The sequence below is a fragment of the Idiomarina sp. ST20R2A10 genome (assembly GCF_051842345.1).
Taxonomy (GTDB): domain Bacteria; phylum Pseudomonadota; class Gammaproteobacteria; order Enterobacterales; family Alteromonadaceae; genus Idiomarina; species Idiomarina loihiensis.
Genome location: NZ_JBNIEY010000001.1, coordinates 324495 through 346183 on the forward strand (window position 1 = coordinate 324495; position 21689 = coordinate 346183).

Sequence of the window (21689 nt, forward strand, 5' to 3'; positions counted from 1 at the left end):
TATGACTGTATTACCTGAGATTGCTGCTGAGAATGCGTTACCAGATGACTACCGGCACTTTATTGAGCAGGTAAGAAGCTCAGAGTTTGCAGGTGAAATTGACGTGAGTTATTCGGGCCGTTTAATCGCGGCCACGGATAACAGCGTTTACCAAAACCTGCCTCAGGCCGTTTTGTATCCTCTTAATCAAACCGACCTTGTATTGCTGATGAAGCTGGCAGGTCAGGAAAACAATAGCAGTGTGCAGTTCTCTCCCCGTGGAGGTGGCACCGGTACCAATGGCCAGTCTTTAACTTCTGGTATTGTGGTGGACTTAAGTCGCCACATGAATAAAGTGCTGGAAGTTAACCCTAAAGAGGGCTGGGTGCGAGTGCAGGCCGGGGTGGTAAAAGATCAGCTAAACGATATTTTGCGCCCTCATGGCTATTTCTTTTCACCTGACTTATCGACCAGTAACCGTGCGACTCTTGGCGGGATGATCAATACCGACGCGTCCGGTCAGGGCTCCTTAGTTTATGGTAAAACCAGCGACCATATTCTTGGTTTAAAGACTGTACTGCTTGACGGTTCTGTACTTGATAGCGGACCGGTTTCGCTTGAACAGGCCGAAACTGTTGCACAGCAGGATAATCGCATTGCCCGAATTTACAGACAGATTATTGATACCTGTGTCGGTGAAGCTGAGAGTATTCATGATAAATTTCCGCCGCTGAATCGGTTTTTAACCGGTTATGACTTGAAACATGCCTATAACGCCGAGCAGCAAAAGATAGATGTTTCGCGAATAATTGCGGGCTCAGAAGGAACCTTAGGGTTTGTCAGTGAAGCCCGGCTGAATATTACTCCTATTCCCAAACACCGGGTGTTGGTGAACGTAAAGTATTCAAATTTCCAGGCTGCTTTAGAGAACTCGCCTTTTTTAGTTGATGCCAAAGCAACCTCAGTAGAGACAGTTGACAGTACCGTACTGAATCTTGCACGTCAGGATATAATCTGGAAGTCGGTTGAACCACTATTGTCTGATGTTGAAGGTCAGCGAATGGATGGCATCAACATGGTTGAGTTCACGGGGGTAAATCAGGAAGAAATAGACAGCAAAGTTAACTCTTTAACCCAACGCCTGGACAAGCTGATTAAAAGCAAAGACAGCAAAGGTGTGATTGGCTATCAAGTCTGTGATGATTTACCCAGTATCCAGTTGATTTATGCGATGCGGAAAAAATCGGTAGGCTTGCTGGGCGCAACTAAAGGACGGCGTAAACCCGTAGCTTTTGCTGAAGACACCGCTGTACCGCCCGAGAAACTGGCTGATTTTATTAACGAGTTTCGTGCTCTTTTAGACGCTAACGGCCTGCATTACGGCATGTTTGGGCATGCAGATGCCGGAGTTTTGCATGTGCGCCCGGCACTGGATTTGTGTGAGCCGGAAGATGAGGTCATGCTCAGACAAATCAGTGATAAAGTTGCCGAGCTGACACAAAAGTACGGTGGACTCATGTGGGGCGAACACGGTAAAGGCTATCGCTCAGAGTACGTACCGGCATTTTTTGGTGAGCATCTCTATACCGAATTGCAAAAAATTAAGGCCAGCTTTGACCCCTTTAACCAGCTAAACCCGGGGAAAATCTGTACGCCGTTTAACACCAATGCCGAGCTTATTTCTGTCGATGCCGTTAAGCGCGGCTTCTTTGATCGTCAAATACCGGTGGCTACACGCGACAGCTATAAAAACGCGATGGACTGTAACGGTAATGGCTTGTGCTTTAATTACGATCCTAAGTCCGCTATGTGCCCCTCTTATAAGATAACGCGGGACCGTCGTTATTCGCCCAAAGGGCGGGCTGGGCTTTTACGTGAATGGTTACGGTTAACTCACAACGCCGGCTATAACGCGGCTGAAAAGCCAGAATCATTGGGCTTTGCCAAACGCCAGCTTAACCGGTTTGCCGGAAAAAATGACTTCAGCCACGAAGTGAAAGAGTCCATGGACAAATGCCTGGCTTGTAAGGCGTGTACCAACCAATGCCCAGTCAGTGTCGATGTGCCGACGTTCCGCGCTCGTTTTTATGATCATTACTACAGTAAATACGCTCGTCCGTTAAAGGACTATCTGGTCAAAGGTATTGAAAAGACCGCGCCGATAGCGAGTAAGTTTCCCCGGTTGAGCAATTTACTGATTAATAATCCGTTAAGCCGGTTTGTGCTCAAATATGGTATTGGCTATGTCGATACGCCGTTATTCTCAACGCCCAACTTAAGAACCGCCTGGCGTCGAAACGGGCTTATTGAGTTAACCACAGAGCAGATAATGAGTTTGACCGAGGATGAGAAGTCAAACTCGGTGGTTATTGCGCAGGACCCGTTCACAACCTTCTACGAGGCCGATCTGGTTCTAAAATTGGGTCTGCTTATCAAAAAGTTAGGTTACACACCGATTTTACTGCCGTTCTTAGGACATGGTAAAGCGCAGCACGTAAAAGGCTTTATCAGCGACTTTGAGAAAACAGCCGCAAAGGTGACCGAGCAGTTAAAACCTATTTCTGATGCTGGTATTCCATTAATTGGGCCCGACAGCTCTACAGCATTGATACTCCGGGACGAGTATCGCAAGGCGAGCGATGGTCAACTACCAGAAGTTAACGTAATGACGGTTGTAGAATGGCTTAATACCTTGAACTTTGACAATATCAGTTCATTCAGCACCAGTCGCTACGGTCTAATGCTGCACTGTACCGAACAGAGTTTCGTACCTGAGTCAGCTAAACAATGGCAAGCCTTATTCCAAAATCTGGGGCTAAAACTGGATGTTGTTAATGTGGGTTGCTGCGGCATGGCCGGTACATTTGGTCATGAAAAACAGAATCAGGAAGACAGCAGGGGACTTTATCAAATGGGCTGGCAACAAGCGGTTCAGGAGTATGGAAGCAGCGGAGTACTGGTTACTGGATTCTCTTGTCGCTCACAAATAAAACGGATAGAAAAAAAGCGGGTGAGACACCCGCTTGAGATAATCTTACAAAGCCTGAGTTAACTCAGGCTTTTTATTTGCAGTGACGTTTACTGCTTACCTTTAGCGATGATTTCGCGAGCCATTTCATCAGCGACAGTTCCGGTAGGGCGGTCTTCGTCCTGTGCACGGGCAAAAAGCTGATCTAAGGTATCGTATATACCGCGCACACGTTTTTCTGTTTCTTCTACAGTAAAGTTGGCGGCTTCTGAACAAATATGAATAACGCCACCGGCATTAATCACGTAGTCCGGAGCGTATAAAATCCCAATATCTTTAACCGCTTTATCGTGTTTAGGGTTGGCTAACTGATTATTCGCGCTGCCGGCAATAATTTTGACTTTAAGTTGCTTCAAAGTCTCGTCATTGATGGTGGCACCTAAAGCGCATGGTGCATAAACGTCAGCGTCTACGCCATAGATTTCGTCCAGACCAACAGCTTTCGCGCCCAGTTCTTTAACAGCACGCTCAATGGCTTCTTCGTTAATATCGGTAACAATAAGTTCAGCGCCGTCTTCTGCACAATATTTAGCGAAATCGTAGCCAACAGCGCCCAGACCCTGAATGGCAATTTTAACACCTTTAAGATCTTCGCTACCTAATTTGTGTTTTGCTGCCGCTTTAAGACCAAGGTAAGTACCCAGTGCTGTATGAGGTGAAGGGTCGCCGGCTTTATCTGCCGTGCCTGCAACGTAGCTGGTCTCTTTTGCGACCATACCGATGTCTTCAGTACGAATGTTGACGTCTTCAGCGGTAATGTAACGACCACTTAAAGACTCGATGAAGCGACCATAAGCGCGGAAGAGTTCTTCGCTTTTGATCTTTTTCGCGTCGCCGATGATAACCGCTTTACCGCCACCTAAAGGCAGACCTGCCATTGCACTTTTATAAGTCATACCACGAGACAAACGCAGTACATCGGTGACCGCTTCGGCAGAAGAAGCGTAATTCCATAAACGAGTACCACCAAGGCTTGGACCTAGAGTTGTATCGTGGATGGCAATAATGGCTTTTAAGCCTGATTCCTGATCATGACAAAACACCACTTGCTCGTGGTGATCAAATTCGGGATGCTCGTATAGAGACATGAGTTTCACTTCCTCATTGCTTCAAAAATTGCGCGAACATTACCATTTAGATAAGGCTCGCGCTACTTTAAGATGTGAATAAATTTAGGTATTTAAACGGGCGTTTATCAACTCTTGTTTACACAGAATCACTCAGGATTCGTCAATGTATAAGTAGATGATTCCCTGGTTAATTGTTTCGGCAATTAGCTCGCACCCGGCAACAGATTTTGCCAATTTAGCTAATTCTTCAGTAGCCTCAGAACCTTGCAGTTGCGCCAGCCATTCCGCGGTAGGTAAAGCCTCTTGTATAACGTGAAAGGCTTCGCCATTACCGTAAAACTGCGTGTCGCTGAGTTTTAAGAAACGTGCGCCCGAGGTCTTTTCTATAAATGCATTTTGCTGCGCGAGCAGAGTCGGAATTTGCTCAGCGGTGGTTGGCAGCTCTGGCTCGGGAAGAGGGCGTTTAGACTGGGAGATGATTTTTGCTAATAATGCGCCGGTTTCATCGCTTTCTAAAGCGTCTTTTAAAAACTGCTTTAATGCACTTAGCTGCGTTTTTTCAATAACCCATGAAACGTCTTCGCTGCTTAGAGCCGGGTCTTGATAACGCTCCTGCAATGACTCCTGTTGCATCGCAATATCACCTAACTGCAGCAGTAGCTCGGCTTTCGATGGAGCACGAAAACCAACAGAGTAGTTTAAAGACGGTTCCAGCGAGATACCGTCATGAGGACAGCCAGCTGGAATATACAAAACGTCACCAGCAGTCAGGTGCTCATTAATAACAGCGTTAAATTCGCCTTTTATCTGGCATAGGTCTTCCGCGGGCTGATACTCCTGCATGGCTTGTCGTTCACCCACCCGCCAATGTCGGGAGCCTGCGCCCTGAATAATAAAAACATCGTACTGATCCAGGTGAGGGCCAACACCGCCGTTTTCGCAGGAAAAACTGACCATTACGTCATCAATGCGCCAGTCGGGCAAAAAGCGGAAAGGGGTTATCAATTCACCTACGTCTGGTAGCCATTCGTTTACTGACTGCACCAGCAAAGTCCAGTCAGTTTCTCCGAACTTTTCGTAGTCCTCAAATGGGCCATGAGTCACTAGCCAACCCGATTCCGTGTCTGCCTTTGACTCAATAACTCGCGAGTCAGCGCCTTCTTCCATCGCCAGTCCAGCCAGAATTTCAGGGCTGACAGGGTCGGTAAAATCGGCAAAGCCCTGTCGAATAAGACAAGGCTTTTTCTGCCAGTAGTTCGTTAAAAAATCGTCTTTATCAAACACTAATTTCATAGGAGATCATCAACAAACTGAGTGGCGCGGCCAATATAATTTGCCGGAGTCAGTGCTTTCATTTCGTCTTTAGCGGCATCGGGCACGTCTAAAGAGTCAATAAATTTCGCCAGATCATCGCTGGTAATGCGCTTACCACGAGTTAGGGTCTTTAGCTTCTCGTATGGCTTTTCAACACCGTAGCGGCGCATAACGGTTTGTACTGGTTCAGCCATCAGCTCCCAGTTTTCATCCAGCTCAGCCGCTAAACGGGCTTCGTTAACTTCCAGTTTACTCAAACCTTTTAAGGTAGCCTGGAATGCGATAACAGTATGGGCAACACCCACGCCTAAATTACGTAAAACGGTTGAGTCAGTCAGGTCGCGCTGCCAGCGTGAAATAGGCAGTTTCTGAGCTAAATGCTGCATAACAGCGTTTGCAATACCCAGGTTACCTTCTGAGTTTTCAAAGTCGATAGGGTTTACTTTATGAGGCATGGTTGATGAGCCAACTTCGCCTTCAACAGTACGCTGTTTGAAGTGGTTCAATGCAATATAGCCCCATACGTCACGATCAAAATCAATGAGTACGGTATTAAAACGAGCTAATGCATCAAAGTATTCAGCAACATAGTCATGCGGCTCAATTTGCGTTGTGTAAGCGTTCCAGCTCAAGCCTAATGAAGTAACAAATTGCTCTGAAATGTGGTGCCAGTCCACGTTAGGGTAGGCTGCCAGGTGAGCGTTGTAGTTACCGACAGCACCATTTATTTTACCCATAACGTCTACAGCTTTAAGCTGTTCCAGCTGACGTTGTAAACGCACGGCAACGTTTGCAAATTCTTTGCCCATTGTGGTTGGCGTTGCCGGTTGCCCGTGTGTACGGGCCATCATAGGAACGGTTTTGTGTTCTTTCGCCAGTTCTTTAACCCGGTCGACCAACTCCTGCATCATAGGCAGTAGTACTTCATCGCGAGCCGTGTTCAACATTAAACCGTGAGAAAGGTTGTTGATGTCTTCGGACGTACAGGCAAAGTGGATGAACTCGGAAACTTTATTCAGCTCTTCGTTATCTGCCACTTTCTCTTTCAGAAAGTACTCGACCGCTTTCACGTCGTGGTTGGTGGTACTCTCGATAGCTTTTATGCGTTCAGCGTCGTCGACCGAGAAATTCTCAACAATGGAGTTCAGTATCTGTGTTGCTTCTTTACTCAGCGCAGGTACTTCTTTAATACCGTCAACGTCTGCTAATAATTGTAACCAACGAACCTCAACAGTCACTCGAAATTTAATCAATCCGTACTCACTGAAAATAGGGCGTAGCATTTCTGCTTTTGAGGCGTATCGTCCATCAACAGGTGACACCGCCGTCAAGGAGGAAAAGGGCAACATAAACTGGCTCTCCGAGGGTTAATTAAATCGTTAATTGTTACTTGTTACTGGTTATGCGACATGCAGCAGTTGCTGCGCTGTATCTAACATTTTCTTTCTAGAAAACACGAAATGACGACGCTTGCCGCCTACTTGCTGCCAAAGCACGGCACTGCGAATGCCAGCTAGCAACAAGGTTCTAATATGGTGTTGATTTGAGTCGCGTTTTAAAAACTCCGGGTTACCATTAATGCGAATGGGTTGTCCCAGGGGACTTATCAGTTCGCGATAAATTCCAGCCAAACTTTGCTGAATGCGGTAGTTTTCAAACTCAAACTCTTCTTTTTGACGTTTTACCTGGGTAATACGCTCGCCCAGTAAATTGAGTATATCTGGTTGCTTTAAGAGCCTTCTGGATAAATGAATGAGGCCTATCAGATAGCGGGTAACCTCAATGTCCTTATTTTTATTGCTGCCGGCCTGGCGAATAAACGCCTGGATACCGGGTTTAATGTTGTCCAGTCCGCCGTAAATATCTTCGATATTGTCCGGGTTTTGCTGTAAAAGGCTGTGCACTAAGGTATTGCTAATAGATTCCGGGTAAAGCTCTCCGCTGCGAGCCAGCTTCTGCACAGCCATAGCACTTAACGACATGCCAGCTAAGGCAATTACCCGTTGCTGCCATTCATTCATAGCTTAACCTCAAAATCGGTAATTCGCTGCTCTATTATGCCACCGCCTAAACAAACATCATCGCTGTAGAATACCGCAGACTGTCCCGGAGTAACTGCTGCGACCGGTTCTTTAAATTGAACCTGAAAGTCACCGTTACTAAGCGGCGTAACCCGGCAGGGAATGTCCTGCTGGCGGTAGCGCGTTTTCACCGTGCAATCGAAGGCCTCCGATGGGGCGCTTCGACTAACCCAGTGCAGTTGTCCGGCAATAAGGCCTTGAGAGTATAGACGCGGATGTTTCTTCCCCTGCGCTACAATTAAAACGTTACGTTCGACATCTTTGTCGACAACATACCAGGGTTCGCCAGAATTATCGGCCATGCCACCTATATGCAGACCTTTACGCTGACCCAACGTGTGGTACATCAGGCCTTCGTGTTCGCCTAAGGCTTCACCTTCAACCGACTCAATGGGCCCGGGTTTAGCAGGCAGGTACTGCTGCAAAAAGTCCTTAAACTTGCGCTCGCCAATAAAGCAAATGCCGGTTGAGTCTTTTTTGTCGGCCGTTACCAGACCTTGTTCTTCAGCAATTCGACGAACTTCTGGTTTCTCCAGTTCTCCGACCGGGAACAGAGTTTGTGCAATGTGCTCGTGGCTCAAGGTATACAAAAAGTAGCTTTGATCTTTATTACTGTCTAAGCCGCGCAGCATTTCCCATTTGCCATCACGCTGTTGACGACGCACATAATGTCCGGTCGCAATATAATCGGCATCTAATGCTTCAGCGGCAAACTCAAGAAAGGCCTTAAATTTAATCTCTTTGTTGCACATAATATCGGGATTAGGCGTGCGACCCGCCTTGTATTCTTCCAGAAAATACTCGAATACATTGTCCCAATATTCTGCAGCGAAATTGATTGTGTGCAGCTCAATACCCAGCGTTTCACACACTTTTTCAGCGTCAGCTAAATCGTCGGAAGCAGCGCAGTATTCGTCAGTATCGTCTTCTTCCCAGTTCTTCATAAACAGGCCTTCTACCTGATAGCCCTGTTGCATAAGAAGGTAAGCTGAAACCGAGGAGTCGACGCCCCCGGACATTCCGACAATGACTTTTTTACTGGCATTTGACATAGGTTGACCCTAACTGACTATAGCTCCTGAATTGGCTGCGCATTCTATCATTTTAGCGCGCACGAGGGTAGCTCAGGAAGTTACCAAACTGGTGGTTCTGAACGCCATTCGCCGGGCTGCATTGTTTTTAACTGAAAAGGACCCACAGCGGCCCGTATCAGGCGAAGGGTAGGTAACCCAACATGCGCTGTCATACGGCGAACCTGGCGGTTTTTGCCTTCGCGAATTTTAAGGCAAAGCCAGCTGTCAGGAACGCTTTTGCGCTCACGAACGGGAGGGTTTCGTGGCCATAAATTCATTGGTTCAGGCATAACGAAGGCTTCAGCTGGGCGGGTCATTCCGTCGTTTAACTCGACACCGTTCCTTAATTGCTCTAACTGCTCTTCGCTTGGGTCACCTTCTACCTGCACCCAATAGGTTTTCCAGACTTTGTACTTAGGGTTAGCAAGGCGAGCCTGATAAACGCCGTCATTGGTTAGCAACAACAACCCTTCGCTGTCTTTATCAAGACGTCCGGCGGGGTATACGTCGTTATGGGGAATGAACGGCTTTAAAGTCTGGTCGCCTTCTTCTCCGGTAAACTGAGATAAAACGCCGTAAGGCTTGTTTAGTAAAACCAACTTGGGGTTTGCCGGTCGTTTTGTCTGCGATTTCATGACTGCCTCAGATTGTTCTGTCGATTTAAATTGGATCGTACCAGAGGATACTCTAGTATATCGGGCGCTAGTTTATCTTACTGATCAAAAAAGTGTGGGAATTTCTGTGGATGATAACAAAGTAATAATTGGTGGTTCATTAGTTGAATCGCTTAAAGGAAACTATCAGCTGTCGTTGCGGCAAGTTTTTGAACAGGCTTTTAACATTACCAAATCAAACTTGACCCCGTTAATTGGTGGCTTTTTGGTTTTACTGGGTATTAATGTGGTAATGGTACTCATTTTGATGAACGTGTTTTCGATTGAGAGCCTGCAAACATCAATAAAACTTCAGTACTTTTCCAGCATTATACAAGCTGTAATCAGCGCTCCTTTATTAGGTGGCTTGATGTTAATGGGTATCAAGCACAGCGTCGGTATTGGCACAAAAAGCGCAGATGTTTTTAACGGTTTCAATGTGATGTTCCCTTTAATTGCTGTCGCTCTAATAAGTACTTTGTTAAGCATTGTAGCCAGTCAATTATTTGGGTTGATTCATCCAAATATTTCTATTTTGGCGCAACTTTATATTACGGTTATTTTGACCCTCGCCATGCCATTAGTTATTGAGCGAGGAGTTGGCCCGTTAAACGCCTTGTACTATTCAATAAAAATTATTCATTTCAAGCTGCCTAAATTTATTTTGTTATTTTTGGTTATGTTCGGTTTACTGCTGTTGGCTTTTATTCCTCTTGGATTAGGTCTTATTTGGATGTTACCAATGATTTATAACCTTATTGGAGTGGTCTATAGAGAAGTCATTGGCGTAACAGTTATTGAGAAACCCAAAAAAGACAGTTCGTCTGAGAATATTTCGGCTTGAGGACTACATGCGATTATTAACCATATTACTATTTATTGTATTGAGCGTAGCGGCATTACTTTTACCCTGGCTTATTAAAGATACCGAGGTAGAAACACCTGAACAGTCAGTCACGGCTCATTTACCGGCAATTCCTGAAGTGCCGGTTCAAAGAGACTTACCAGATTTTATGTCGATGACCGATGTTACAGAAAAGAAAGAAGAATTCTTTCGCTTTTTACTGCCTTTGGTGGAGGCCGAAAATATACGAATATTGCATGACAGAGCATACCTCAAGGCAATTCACGAACGATTTAAAAGCAATGAACTGACCGAAGCGGATAAAAAACGAATAGCAGATTGGATAGAGTATTATCGACTGGAAGACGATATTGCGATTGATGAAAATTTATTTGGTTTGTTGAAGCGCCGTATTGATATTATTCCAGAAATGATGGTGCTGGTTCAGGCTGCAAATGAGTCAGGCTGGGGAACTTCCAGATTCTCACGTCAAGGTCTGAACTTATTTGGCCAGTGGTGTTACTCCAAAGGTTGCGGCTTAGTTCCTAACCAAAGAGATGACGATGGGCGCCATGAAGTTGCGCAGTTTGATTCTGTTAACGCTTCCGTAAAAAGCTATATGCGCAATATTAATACTCATGGCGCTTATCTCGATTTACGTTTGCTGCGAGAGCAAAAACGCCTGGATAACGAGGACATACTGGCAAGAGATTTAATTACCGGCTTATCAAGCTACTCTGAACGAGGAGAAGAGTATATTGATGAATTACGCGCGATGATTCGTATCAATCGACCCATTGTGAAACGAGTCAGCGAGGAATTGAATACGCCGGAAGTTCCGCAGCCAGAGTAAGGTTTAAGCGAAATTATATTGGCATAAACATAAGAGAGGCTCAATTCAGAGCCTCTTTTTGTATCTGGTTTAGGCCAAATGTTTGATGGGAATATTGCTGGCAAAAACAGGACTCTCTTCAGTTTCAAAGTTTGTAGTAAAGCTGTCAGTATCAAAAGCTTTATCGCCATTTTCATCAGCAACGCCGTCTGCGGTAACGGCCTTAAAATCAAACAGGGCACTGTCGGCCAAATGTGAGGGTACAACGTTTTGCATTGCCGTAAATAAGCTTTCAATTCTGCCCGGAAATTGTTTGTCCCACCCGTTAAGCATTTGCTTTATTTGTTTTCTTTGCAGGTTTTCCTGAGAGCCGCATAAGTTACAAGGGATAATAGGAAACTCCATTGCAGCTGAGTATTGTTCTATATCCTTTTCACGGGCATAAGCCAAAGGGCGAATAACTACATGCTCACCATTGTCACTGGCCAATTTTGGCGGCATAGACTTTAACTTGCCACCGTGAAACATATTCAGAAAAAGGGTTTCAATCATGTCATCGCGATGATGGCCCAGAGCTATTTTAGTCGCTTTTAACTCTTTCGCTGTGCGATACAAAATGCCTCGTCTAAGACGGGAACATAACGAACAGGTTGTTTTTCCTTCGGGAATTTTGTCTTTTACGATGCTGTAGGTGTCTTCTTCAACAATTTTGTAGTCAACACCAAGCTTATCCAGATAGGCCGGAAGCACATGCTCCGGAAACCCGGGTTGCTTTTGATCCAGGTTGACCGCAACCAGAGAAAAGCGAACAGGAGCAACTTTTTGCAGATAGAGAAGGGTGTCCAGCAAAGTGTAACTGTCTTTGCCGCCTGACAGACACACCATAATATGATCGCCGTCTTCAATCATGCCGAAATCTTGTATGGCTTTTCCCGCATCGCGACGAATACGTTTCTGTAGCTTGTTGAAACTGTATTTATTTTCACTGGCCATAGTGGCTCCTGCAACCTGTGTCATCTGGAAGTTCTGAGGAGCCGGATTATACCTGAGGCATTAAACTCAAGCGAGGGGACTGACAAAGTCTTCTGGTTTAATTGCCAGCACGTCACAATTTAACTGGTCCAGTACGTGTTCAGCTGTGTTACCTAATAAGGCGGCGCTTAACCCCGTGCGGCCAATGGTGCCTAATACCACCAATTCCGCATCGAGTTGTTTTGCTGCTTCGGGAATAACCTGTTCCGGCAAACCTTGCGACAAATGCTGGTAGTGGCTGGAAATGCCGTAATCACGTCCCAGCGCGGCCATACGGTTCACGTGGTGCTGCTCGAGTGCATCGCTGTATTCGCTGACATCAAATTCAGGAATCTCCACCGCTACGTTAACCGGAGCGCTGGGGTAAGCATTGACCAGGTGCACACTTGCATTCAGTACTTTGCTCATGGACTGCGCGTGTTCAATAATACGTTTATTTAACTGTTGGTGATGTTCTTCTTCAGAACCGGTATGAACGGCAGCAATGATCTGCCCGTGGCTTGGCCACTCATGTTCTTTAACCAGCAAAACCGGGCAGGGGGCTTTTCGTAACAAGTGCCAGTCAGTTGGTGTGAAAATTAAATTCTGGAAGCTGGCACTGACCTGAGTACCTTTTATTATAAGGTCGTGCTTGTGTTTTATTGCTTCTTTAATAATGGCTTCAAAAGGTCGGTTATGCCAGACCACATCAATATCAATGCGAACCGAATCGGTATCAAATTCGCTCAATACGTCGGTTAACCAGGCTCTTCTGTCCGCTATAAGATTTGAACGCATAACGTCGCGTTCCTCACTGGATAGCATGGTTGTCATTTCGTAAGAAAAGTCATAAATAGACAAAAACAGCGTTAATCTGGCATCGCTCAATCTAGCCATATGTAAAGCGCGTTTTAATGCTTTGTGCTGCTCATCTGCAGCGTCTATAACAACTAAAATATGACGGAATGCGTCCATACTGACCTCGTAGTTAATCTATGTTCATTGTTAAGATTAGACGAAAGCAGAACGCTTTGCAGGCTTTATTAGAAAAAAGGTTTGATTAAGGTCAACATGCTCCATAAAGCATAGATTATTAGCAAAACACCCATAGCTGTACGCACGCCCTGGGCGCGTAAAAAGCGGTGCAGGAATTGACTGAAATGTCCGGCGGCTATCATCGCCGGCAAGGTTCCCAGACCAAAAGCAGCCATGGTTAGCGCTCCACCGCTAGCTGAGCCACTTAAAGCTGCCCAGCTGAGGGCACTATAGACCATGCCGCAGGGTAACCAGCCCCATAAAGTCCCGGCAAAGAAGGTGGCAAAAATACCAGGCTTGTTTCTGAGTTTTGCGGCCAGAGGCTGTATTTTCTGCCAAATTGGACGTGCTGACTTTTCCAGATACACCAATCCTGAAAACCATCCGGTAAAATACAGTCCGAGCAAGAGGAGAAAAGCAACAGCTAACCAGCGAAGAATGATTGTTGTATAACCACCTTCCGGAGCAAACAAGCCAATAGCTCCCCCGACCAAAGCTCCAATAAGCATGTAAGAACAAACCCGGCCTAAGTTATACAGCCAGACATGGTAGGGGCGGGTATTAATGCCCATGGCACTGGCAATGCCCCCGCACATCATTAAGCAATGCCCGGCACCGGCCAGCCCCATCAGCAAGGCTGTAACTAAATCAGCGCTTGGATTTATCGGATTCATCATCAGCGTTATTGGTGTTATCTTCGTCGTCCATCAGAATATTGAGTCCCTGACGTTCAATGTCCTCAAACTGGTCGGAACGTACCGCCCAGAAAAAGACCGCAACAGCGATAATAACGAAAATTATAGCGATGGGAATTAATGCGTAAATTACACTCATTTTCGATACAACCTTAGAGAGTTTCCTATTACCAGAAGAGAACTAAGCGACATACCAAGTGCTGCTGCCCAGGGAGCAATCATACCGATAGCAGCTACAGGTAATACAGAAACATTATACACCAATGCCCAAATGAAATTCTGTTTCATAATCTGGCGTGTTTTGAGAGCGCTTTCTATTACCACTTTAATTTGATTCAGAGATTCAGACATAAACACAACATCGGCTGCCGTTTGCGCTAAATCAGATGCTTGAGAAAACGTCATTGAAAGGTCGGCCTTTGCCAGAACCGGGCTGTCATTAATGCCGTCGCCAACCATCCAGACCGTATGCCCGGCTTCTTGTTGAGCTGTGACAAAAGCAAGCTTTTCTGCTGGTTTCAAGGCACTGTGATATTCAGGTATACCCAGTTCATGAGCCAGAGACTGAACTCTTGATTCGCTATCTCCGCTTAGAATAATGGGTTGATAACCGTTACTTTTTAACCAGTTAATGGTTTCAGCGGCATCTTCTCTTATTTGATCTTCCACTCTGAACTCGGCCAGGATGCGTTCTTTACTCGCAATGACGACCTGGTGCTTGTTAGTCGATTTAAACTCCGGATGCCACTGCTGAATGTAAGTTTCACTACCTGCGCGATATGACTGACCGTTGAATTCTCCTTGCAGGCCAAAACCCATCTCGTTAGTGACATCCTGAAATGACGCCGGGGTGTCCGACAGCTGGCTTAAAGGAACCGAAAGAGGGTGTTCGGAAAAAAGCTCCAGTCCGCTAATCAGTTCATCAACGGTGTTAGAGTCTATGTAGTCATTTCGCTCAACCAGCCGAAACTTTCCCTCCGTTAGGGTACCGGTTTTATCCAGACACACTTTATTCAGTTGTTTAACGGACTCAAGGACATCCGAGCCTTTTAATAAAATACCATCTCTGTTTAGTCGATGAATGATGCCAGTTAATGCTGTCGGTGCCGCGAGAGACAAAGCGCAAGGGCAGGTGGCAACTAAAACAGCCAAAGTAACCCACAAAGCATGATCTGGCTGGATCCACCACCAGCTAAAATAGGTAATAACTGCAACGGTTAAAATTGCAGCAATGAAATAGCCCGCCAGTTTATCGATAACTTGCTGTGCCTTGGGTTTAACCGCTAAAGCAGAATCCTGCATTGCGATAATGCCGGCCAAAACTGTTTGCTGAGCAGTTGCTGTTACTTTTATCCGTATTGGAGAGTGTTGATTAATACTGCCGGCAATAACCGCGTCTCCAAGTTTTTTTGATCTGGGCAGGCTTTCTCCGGTCAACAAGCTTTCATCAACCTGAGCTTGTTTATTCAGTAATTCACCGTCTGCAGGAATAGTCTCACCAGCTTTCACACGAATAATGTCACCGGTTTCCAGCAATTTAATAGCAACGGATTCATAGCCTTCGGGAGTTTCACGGTTAGCCAGCTTAGGCAGTAAGGTCAGACGGTTAGTGGCAAATTTCAATGCTCGTTCTTTTGCCAGTAACTCCAAAAAACGGCCTGTCAACAAGAAGAAAGTAAACATGGATATGGATTCGAAATAAACCTCACCCGTATTGGTTATTGTCGCGTACACACTGGCACTGTAGGCGCCTAATAAGGCGATACTGACGGGAATATCCATGTTCAAACGCGATGCCTGTAAAGCTCTTAGGGCACCTGCATAAAAAGGTTGTGCGCTATAAAGAATAACAGGGGTCGCGAAAACCAGACTGACGCTCCAGAGAAAGCGTTGTAAGTCAGGTGATAAGTCGCTGACAACGCCGAAATACAGCCCAAAGGCAATCATCATAACCTGCATAGTAGCAATGCCCGCTACGCCTAATCGACGGATATAACTCTTTCGCTGCCTTGCATATTGTTGCTCGGCTTCATTGGGCTGGAATGGCAGAGCCTTGTATCCAATATTGGCTAAAACTCTTAAAATATCGCTTAGTTTTAATTGAGCAGGAGACCAGCTAACCTGAACCCGGCGGCTGGTAACATTAACCACCGCTTTTTGTATACCTTTAAGGCGCAATAGCTCACGTTCAATTAGCCAGCCACAGGCGCCACAGGTAATGTTCTCTACGGTGAGAGTTGCCAGCTCGGTGTCGGCTCCCTCATGCCTTACAAACTCTTTTTGTAAGTCAGGGTTGTCGTAGAGATTTAAATCATTTAATTCTTCAGGAAGAACGGGAGAGTCCTGTAATTGAGATGTGTCTCTGTGTTCGTAATAAGCGTGCAGGTTGTGCTGAATGATGGTTTGTGCCACAGCTTGACATCCAGCACAACAGACCGGTTTCTCAGAACCTTTGTACTCAACAGCAAGATTAACCCCTTTGGGAACCGGCTGCAGGCAATGAAAACATTCCATTCAATCAAACTCCGTATAATAACGGACGAAGTTTAGTCAACTCGGATTTTGGTAGTTGATATTTTTCGCTTACTTTCCAGACTTCATTAAAAGGCTCAACGGTTATGGTCCATTTGCCCTCTATCTCTTCAGGAATATCTGCTCGATAGGTACCATCTGAAGCAACCGTCAACATGCGGGTAAAGTCTTTTTCATCTTGTGTAGCGTGAATAAAAAACACTCGTAGAGCAGACAGTTCTTCCGGCTGGCCAGAAGCATATTTAAGAGTAAACAGGCCTTTATCAGCAGTAAACTCAAAAGAGATATTACGGCGTTGTGCTTCTTCAACATGCTCGATAATTGCGTTGATGGTTTTGCCGCGTTTGTAGTAGTCATCAACCACCATGGAAACGCCGCCCTGAGATACGGACAGATAAATAATAACGCCACAGACGATCATGACAGTAACGGGGAGGGAAATAAGAAACCATGGCCAGAACTGCTTATACCAGGGTTGAATCATAATGAGACCTCATACAAAAAGCCCCGCCGTAGCGGGGCTGTGTTTACTAGGTTTTATTCGTCGTTAGATAAGCTGTAGACATAAGCTGAAATAACGTGAATTTTATCTTCACCCAGAATGTTTTTCCACTTGGGCATAACACCGTTACGACCATGCTTCAGAGTTTCTTCAATTTTATTAATTGAACCACCGTAAAGCCAGACATCGTCAGTTAAGTTTGGCGCGCCAAGCTGCTGGTTACCTTTACCATCCGCTCCGTGACACGCACTACAAACTGCGAAGTTTGCTTTGCCGGCTTCGACTAAATCGGCATCACGTTCACGACCACTTAAGCTGGCGACATAGTTTGCTAGTTCATTAATTTCTTTATCGCTGAACTGCTCACCAAATGCCGGCATATTGCCCTGGCGTCCTTCACGCAAGGTGGTTTTTATATTGCTTGGTTCACCACCATATAGCCAGTCGTCGTCAGTCAGGTTAGGGAAACCTTGACCACCCATCGCGTTCGAGCCATGACATTGCGCACAGTTTTGCAGGAACAAACGTTGACCAACATCTAGCGCATCTTCATTTTTAGCCAGCTCTTCAATTGGCTGCTCTGCAAATGCGGCAAAAATAGGGCCATACTTTTCTTCCGCCGCACGAACGGCACGGTCATACTCAACAATCATCCCTTTTTCATGGGCTTCTTCCATTGCCTGGCGAGACTCTTCTAAGGATTGAACATCCTGGTTTGAGCTTTTCCAGTCTAGCAAGCCGTTGAAGTTCCCAAGCCCGGGGTATAGAGCCAGATATATAAAGCCCCATACAAAGCAGGCCCAGAACAAATAGGTCCACCATTTAGGAAGAGGGTTGTTTAACTCTACAATCCCATCGAATTCGTGGTCCATTTCCTGACCTTCTTCGATGTGAGTGTAATTTTTCATGTTCCAGCGCAGTAGCCAAATTAATACCACTAAGGTGGCCAGCGTTAAAACAATTATCCATGCACTCCAGAAGCTACTCATCTTTCTTCGACTCCGGTTTGTCGCTGTTATCTATTGATGATTCGTCCTCAAATATAGAATTAGCCGCATCATCAAATTGTTTTTTTGTACGGCGACTGAACGCCCAGGCCACGATGGCAATAAAAATTGCCAGTATGATCAGGCTGAACACGCCGCGCCAAGTTCCGTAATCCATTACTTATCAGCCTGCTGTAGCGTTGTGCCAAGAGATTGTAAGTAAGCGATAAGCGCCTCCATTTCAGTCTTACCCTGAACGGCTTCTTTTGCACCGGCGATGTCCTTGTCTTCGTAAGGAACGCCCAATGTCCGCATAACTTCCATCTTCTTAGCTGTGTATTCACCCGTTAGCTTGTTTTCTGCAAGCCAAGGGAACGCTGGCATATTAGATTCAGGAACCACATTACGAGGGTTCATTAAATGAACGTGATGCCATTCATCGCTGTAACGGTCACCCACACGAGCCAAATCTGGACCCGTGCGCTTAGAACCCCAAAGGTGAGGGAATTCCCAAACGTGCTCACCAGCTAATGAATAGTGTCCGTAACGCTCCGTTTCTGCACGGAAAGGACGAATCATCTGGCTGTGGCAGTTGTTACAACCTTCGCGCATATAAATATCGCGACCTTCAAGCTCTAACGCGGTGTATGGCTGCAAACCTTTTATGGGTTCATTGGTCTGGTTTTGAAACAGTAGGGGAGTAATTTCTACTAACCCACCGATAGAAACCGCAATGATCATTAAAATTGACAGCCAACCTAAGTTTTTTTCAACAAATTCGTGTTTAAAACGACTCATTATTCTCTCCCTCAGGCAGTTTGTACGACGTTGCCTGCAGCTGTCTCACGACGGCCGGCACGAATTGTCTGATAACAGTTATAAGCCATCAGCAACATACCAATTACAATGAAAACACCACCGATAAAACGGCCTGTCCAGAATGGGTATGATGCCTGAACACTCTCTACAAAACTGTAAGTTAAGGTTCCGTCAGAGTTTGTCGCACGCCACATAAGACCTTGCATCACACCTGAAATCCACATTGAGACGATGTAGAAAACAACGCCAATAGTGTGCAGCCAGAAATGAACGTTCACCAGCTTAATGCTGTGAATTTCTTTCTGGTTAAACAGACGAGGTACCAGGTAGTACATGGAACCGATAGTGATCATAGCAACCCAGCCTAAAGCCCCTGAGTGTACGTGACCCACAGTCCAGTCTGTATAGTGAGAAAGTGCGTTCACTGATTTGATTGCCATCATCGGGCCTTCGAAAGTCGACATGCCGTAGAATGACAGAGAAACAATTAAGAAACGCAGAATTGGGTCGGTTCGCAGCTTATGCCATGCACCAGATAACGTCATGATACCGTTAATCATGCCGCCCCATGAAGGCACGAACAGGATAACAGACATGACCATACCGACCGACTGAGTCCAGTCTGGTAACGCGGTATAGTGTAAGTGGTGAGGTCCGGCCCATATGTATAAGGAAATAAGTGCCCAGAAGTGAACAACCGACAAGCGGTAAGAGTAAACAGGGCGCTCAGCTTGCTTCGGTACAAAGTAATACATCATACCCAGGAAGCCAGCGGTCAGTAGGAAACCTACCGCGTTATGCCCGTACCACCATTGAACCATGGCATCGACAGCACCTGAATAGATTGAATAAGACTTCATAAACGACACTGGTAAAGCAAAACTGTTCACAATGTGCAGCATGGCGATAACAATAATGAAACCACCGTAGAACCAGTTAGCCACATAAATGTGCGATGTTTTACGAATAGCCAGCGTGCCGAAGAAGACGATTAAGTAAGCAACCCAGACGACTGTAATTAAAATGTCGATAGGCCACTCAAGTTCAGCGTATTCTTTCGTACTAGTAAGACCCATAGGCAGAGTGATAACGGCTGCGACTATAACGGCCTGCCACCCCCAGAAAGTGAAAGCTGCCAACTTGTCTGAGAACAAGCTCACTCTACACGTTTTCTGAACAACATAGTAAGAAGTGGCAAAAAGAGCGCTGGTACCAAACGCGAAAATAACAGCGTTTGTATGTAGCGGGCGAAGACGGGAGTAGGTTAGCCAGGGAGTATTGAAGTTAAGCTCTGGCCAGACAAGCTGGGCAGCTATCAATACGCCTACAGACATACCGACGATACCCCAAATAATCGTCATGACAGTAAACTGCCGGACGACTTTCATATTATATTCGATCGGTTGTTGTGGAATTGTTTGACTCATCTTTTAAATCCGCAGTGATGTAAGATCAGGAAAAAGGTGACTTTTACCAGACAGACACAATCCATGTAAAAGTGCATTTATTTTACGTCTTGTGAGTTGAAAGGTACAGGGGAGATTACCAGTATCCCCTGTATTTTTAAGGTTATTTTGTCTTAAACCGACTGACAAGTTGACTCAAATCAATACTGTTTTTACTCAAATCCCGACTGACTTCAGCAACGCGTGTATTAGCGTCCTGATTGGCTTGAGAAAGGTCGGAAATGCCGGTGATATTCTCGTTCAGATCTTTAGTTACCCGACTCTGCTCGTCGGTCGCAGAAGCAATTTGTATATTCATGCTCGATATATTCGCAACGGCTTCCTGAATCTGACTTATCGCTTGCTCGGCTTTCAGAGCCTCCTCGTTTGTAGAGGACGAGCGACGTTCAACATCGCTGATGATCTGGCTCACATCTTTAATCGCACCCTGGATACTTTCCACAATTGAAGAAATTTCATCCGTTGAATGCTGAGTTCTGGTTGCCAGCGTTCGAACTTCATCGGCAACGACCGCAAACCCTCGTCCGGCATCGCCAGCGCGAGCAGCCTCAATAGCCGCATTTAACGCCAGTAAGTTGGTTTGTTCTGCTATAGCAACAATGACGCCGAGTATGTTTCCTATTTTGTCAGAGCCGTTTTGCAGTAAGCGGGCTTTTTCGCCTGCTTTACCCAGCTCAGAAGTCAGTGCTTCGATGTTATTAACAGATTCTCGTACGATAATAGCTGAGCGTCCAGCTTCTTCGTCTGCCGTATTAGCCGAGTCGGCCGCCTGACGGGCGTGATCAGCAACCTCTGAAGCTGAGGAAGACAATTCGGTAATGGCTGTCGCCACAGAACTTGTTTGTGAGCTAAGCTCATCACTTTGACGGCTGCTGGTACCTGATAATTCAGTCAATTGACTTGCAGCTTCGCTCTCATTCCTTGCACTTTCCTGAACACTTTGAACAAGTTGCTGAATTTTGTGAACAAAGGTGTTGAATGATTTTGCTAGTCGCGCAAGCTCATCAGACCCCGATTCATTCAATCGTCTAGTCAGGTCTCCTTCGCCTTCGGCGATATCAAACATAGCACTATTAATGGTTTTTAAAGGGCTGGTGATACTGCGTATGATGACAACAAATAACAAAAGTAGGGGGACGGATAAAACAACGGCTAAACCAGCTAACTTAAAAAACTCCTGCCATAGAATAGCGGTAATATTGTCGCTGTACTGTCCTGTGCCAAGGATAATATTCCATGGTTCAAAAACGCGTATCCGGCTGACTTTCGCGACGAGATTATTGGCGTCACTACCTTTTTGCCAAACGTATTCTACTGTGGCTTCGTTGGCCGAACGTGCTTTGCGAACCATCTCCTGGAAAAGACGAGTTCCTTCAGGGTCCTCATAACTCATGACATCCTTACCAACTAACTGTTTAGTAAAAGGATGCTGAACCAGAATTCCATCACGATTAAGTGTAAAAATGTACTCGCTGCCTTCGTATCGAATTCCGTCAAGGCTGGTGTAAGCTTTAGCTTTTGCTTCTTCCTCGGTCAAATTACCATCCTGGTATTGCTGGTGGTAATGACTGACCACACTGTGAGCAGTATCAAGAACGGAATCGAGCTTACGTTTTTCTTCCTTAACCAACAGGTTATTCAGTAAGAACATCATAAAGGCTACCATCAGGGCGGTTCCCAGAGCGGCGATACCCAATAGTGATATAAGTCTCTGTGTGATACTTAACTGCTGTACGATTTTCATTAATAATCCTTATTCAACAACCGTC

General features: G+C 45.7%; 20 protein-coding genes. 3 read left to right on the top strand and 17 right to left on the bottom strand.

Features of this window, described 5'->3' with window-relative positions:
• The first annotated feature begins 1 nt into the window (after position 1).
• The gene (gene ydiJ, locus ACP7H9_RS01575) at positions 2-3031 is read left to right on the top strand and encodes a D-2-hydroxyglutarate dehydrogenase YdiJ (protein ID WP_439222092.1); all 3030 of its coding nucleotides are present in this window, start codon (positions 2-4) and stop codon (positions 3029-3031) included.
• 26 nt (positions 3032-3057) lie between these two features.
• On the opposite strand, the gene ACP7H9_RS01580 is transcribed toward ydiJ, so the two are convergent.
• The 6 genes from ACP7H9_RS01580 to ACP7H9_RS01605 all read right to left on the bottom strand — a co-directional run bounded on the left by ACP7H9_RS01580 (position 3058) and on the right by ACP7H9_RS01605 (position 9180).
• Positions 3058-4095, bottom strand: a complete 1038-nt coding sequence (locus ACP7H9_RS01580; RefSeq protein WP_110013136.1) for a Glu/Leu/Phe/Val dehydrogenase dimerization domain-containing protein — start codon at positions 4093-4095, stop codon at positions 3058-3060.
• Between the two features lie 132 nt (positions 4096-4227).
• On the bottom strand, positions 4228-5370 hold the full coding sequence (locus tag ACP7H9_RS01585; protein ID WP_439222093.1) for a cupin domain-containing protein: 1143 nt from the start codon (positions 5368-5370) through the stop codon (positions 4228-4230).
• Positions 5367-6737, bottom strand: coding sequence for an adenylosuccinate lyase (purB, locus tag ACP7H9_RS01590; RefSeq protein WP_439222207.1), 1371 nt, complete (start codon positions 6735-6737; stop codon positions 5367-5369). The genes ACP7H9_RS01585 and purB overlap by 4 nt, the downstream gene beginning before the upstream one ends.
• Positions 6738-6791: 54 nt before the next feature.
• A complete protein-coding gene (gene hflD, locus ACP7H9_RS01595) occupies positions 6792-7412 on the bottom strand; it encodes a high frequency lysogenization protein HflD (protein ID WP_011234557.1) in 621 nt (206 codons plus the stop codon).
• Entirely contained in the window at positions 7409-8524 is a 1116-nt protein-coding gene (gene mnmA, locus ACP7H9_RS01600; protein ID WP_110013133.1) for a tRNA 2-thiouridine(34) synthase MnmA, read from the bottom strand. The genes hflD and mnmA overlap by 4 nt, the downstream gene beginning before the upstream one ends.
• Positions 8525-8604: 80 nt before the next feature.
• A complete protein-coding gene (locus tag ACP7H9_RS01605) occupies positions 8605-9180 on the bottom strand; it encodes a pseudouridine synthase (protein ID WP_011234555.1) in 576 nt (191 codons plus the stop codon).
• A 106-nt stretch (positions 9181-9286) separates the two neighbouring features.
• Here ACP7H9_RS01605 and ACP7H9_RS01610 point away from each other — a divergent pair, with 106 nt between their 5' ends.
• Positions 9287-10042 (top strand): hypothetical protein, encoded by a 756-nt coding sequence (locus ACP7H9_RS01610; RefSeq protein WP_439222094.1) that lies wholly within the window; start codon positions 9287-9289, stop codon positions 10040-10042.
• Positions 10043-10049: 7 nt separating this feature from the next.
• On the top strand, positions 10050-10895 hold the full coding sequence (locus ACP7H9_RS01615) for a glucosaminidase domain-containing protein (RefSeq protein WP_011234553.1): 846 nt from the start codon (positions 10050-10052) through the stop codon (positions 10893-10895).
• Positions 10896-10964: 69 nt separating this feature from the next.
• Here ACP7H9_RS01615 and ttcA read toward each other — a convergent pair whose 3' ends face one another.
• The 11 genes from ttcA to ACP7H9_RS01670 all read right to left on the bottom strand — a co-directional run bounded on the left by ttcA (position 10965) and on the right by ACP7H9_RS01670 (position 21664).
• A complete protein-coding gene (gene ttcA, locus ACP7H9_RS01620; protein WP_439222095.1) occupies positions 10965-11867 on the bottom strand; it encodes a tRNA 2-thiocytidine(32) synthetase TtcA in 903 nt (300 codons plus the stop codon).
• Between the two features lie 66 nt (positions 11868-11933).
• Positions 11934-12860 (bottom strand): universal stress protein UspE, encoded by a 927-nt coding sequence (uspE, locus tag ACP7H9_RS01625; RefSeq protein ID WP_011234551.1) that lies wholly within the window; start codon positions 12858-12860, stop codon positions 11934-11936.
• 68 nt (positions 12861-12928) lie between these two features.
• On the bottom strand, positions 12929-13597 hold the full coding sequence (locus ACP7H9_RS01630; RefSeq protein ID WP_286823313.1) for a sulfite exporter TauE/SafE family protein: 669 nt from the start codon (positions 13595-13597) through the stop codon (positions 12929-12931).
• The gene (gene ccoS, locus ACP7H9_RS01635) at positions 13569-13754 is read right to left on the bottom strand and encodes a cbb3-type cytochrome oxidase assembly protein CcoS (RefSeq protein WP_011234549.1); all 186 of its coding nucleotides are present in this window, start codon (positions 13752-13754) and stop codon (positions 13569-13571) included. The genes ACP7H9_RS01630 and ccoS overlap by 29 nt, the downstream gene beginning before the upstream one ends.
• Positions 13751-16129 (bottom strand): heavy metal translocating P-type ATPase, encoded by a 2379-nt coding sequence (locus ACP7H9_RS01640; protein ID WP_439222096.1) that lies wholly within the window; start codon positions 16127-16129, stop codon positions 13751-13753. Before ACP7H9_RS01640 ends, ccoS begins: the two co-directional genes overlap by 4 nt.
• A gap of 4 nt (positions 16130-16133) precedes the next feature.
• Positions 16134-16631, bottom strand: coding sequence for a FixH family protein (locus ACP7H9_RS01645; protein WP_011234547.1), 498 nt, complete (start codon positions 16629-16631; stop codon positions 16134-16136).
• A gap of 53 nt (positions 16632-16684) precedes the next feature.
• Positions 16685-17638 (bottom strand): cytochrome-c oxidase, cbb3-type subunit III, encoded by a 954-nt coding sequence (gene ccoP, locus ACP7H9_RS01650; protein WP_011234546.1) that lies wholly within the window; start codon positions 17636-17638, stop codon positions 16685-16687.
• Entirely contained in the window at positions 17631-17813 is a 183-nt protein-coding gene (locus ACP7H9_RS01655) for a cbb3-type cytochrome oxidase subunit 3 (RefSeq protein WP_011234545.1), read from the bottom strand. The genes ccoP and ACP7H9_RS01655 overlap by 8 nt, the downstream gene beginning before the upstream one ends.
• A complete protein-coding gene (ccoO, locus tag ACP7H9_RS01660) occupies positions 17813-18433 on the bottom strand; it encodes a cytochrome-c oxidase, cbb3-type subunit II (RefSeq protein ID WP_011234544.1) in 621 nt (206 codons plus the stop codon). Before ccoO ends, ACP7H9_RS01655 begins: the two co-directional genes overlap by 1 nt.
• 11 nt (positions 18434-18444) lie before the next feature.
• On the bottom strand, positions 18445-19881 hold the full coding sequence (gene ccoN, locus ACP7H9_RS01665) for a cytochrome-c oxidase, cbb3-type subunit I (protein ID WP_011234543.1): 1437 nt from the start codon (positions 19879-19881) through the stop codon (positions 18445-18447).
• 142 nt (positions 19882-20023) lie between these two features.
• On the bottom strand, positions 20024-21664 hold the full coding sequence (locus ACP7H9_RS01670; RefSeq protein WP_439222097.1) for a methyl-accepting chemotaxis protein: 1641 nt from the start codon (positions 21662-21664) through the stop codon (positions 20024-20026).
• Positions 21665-21689 lie beyond the last annotated feature (25 nt).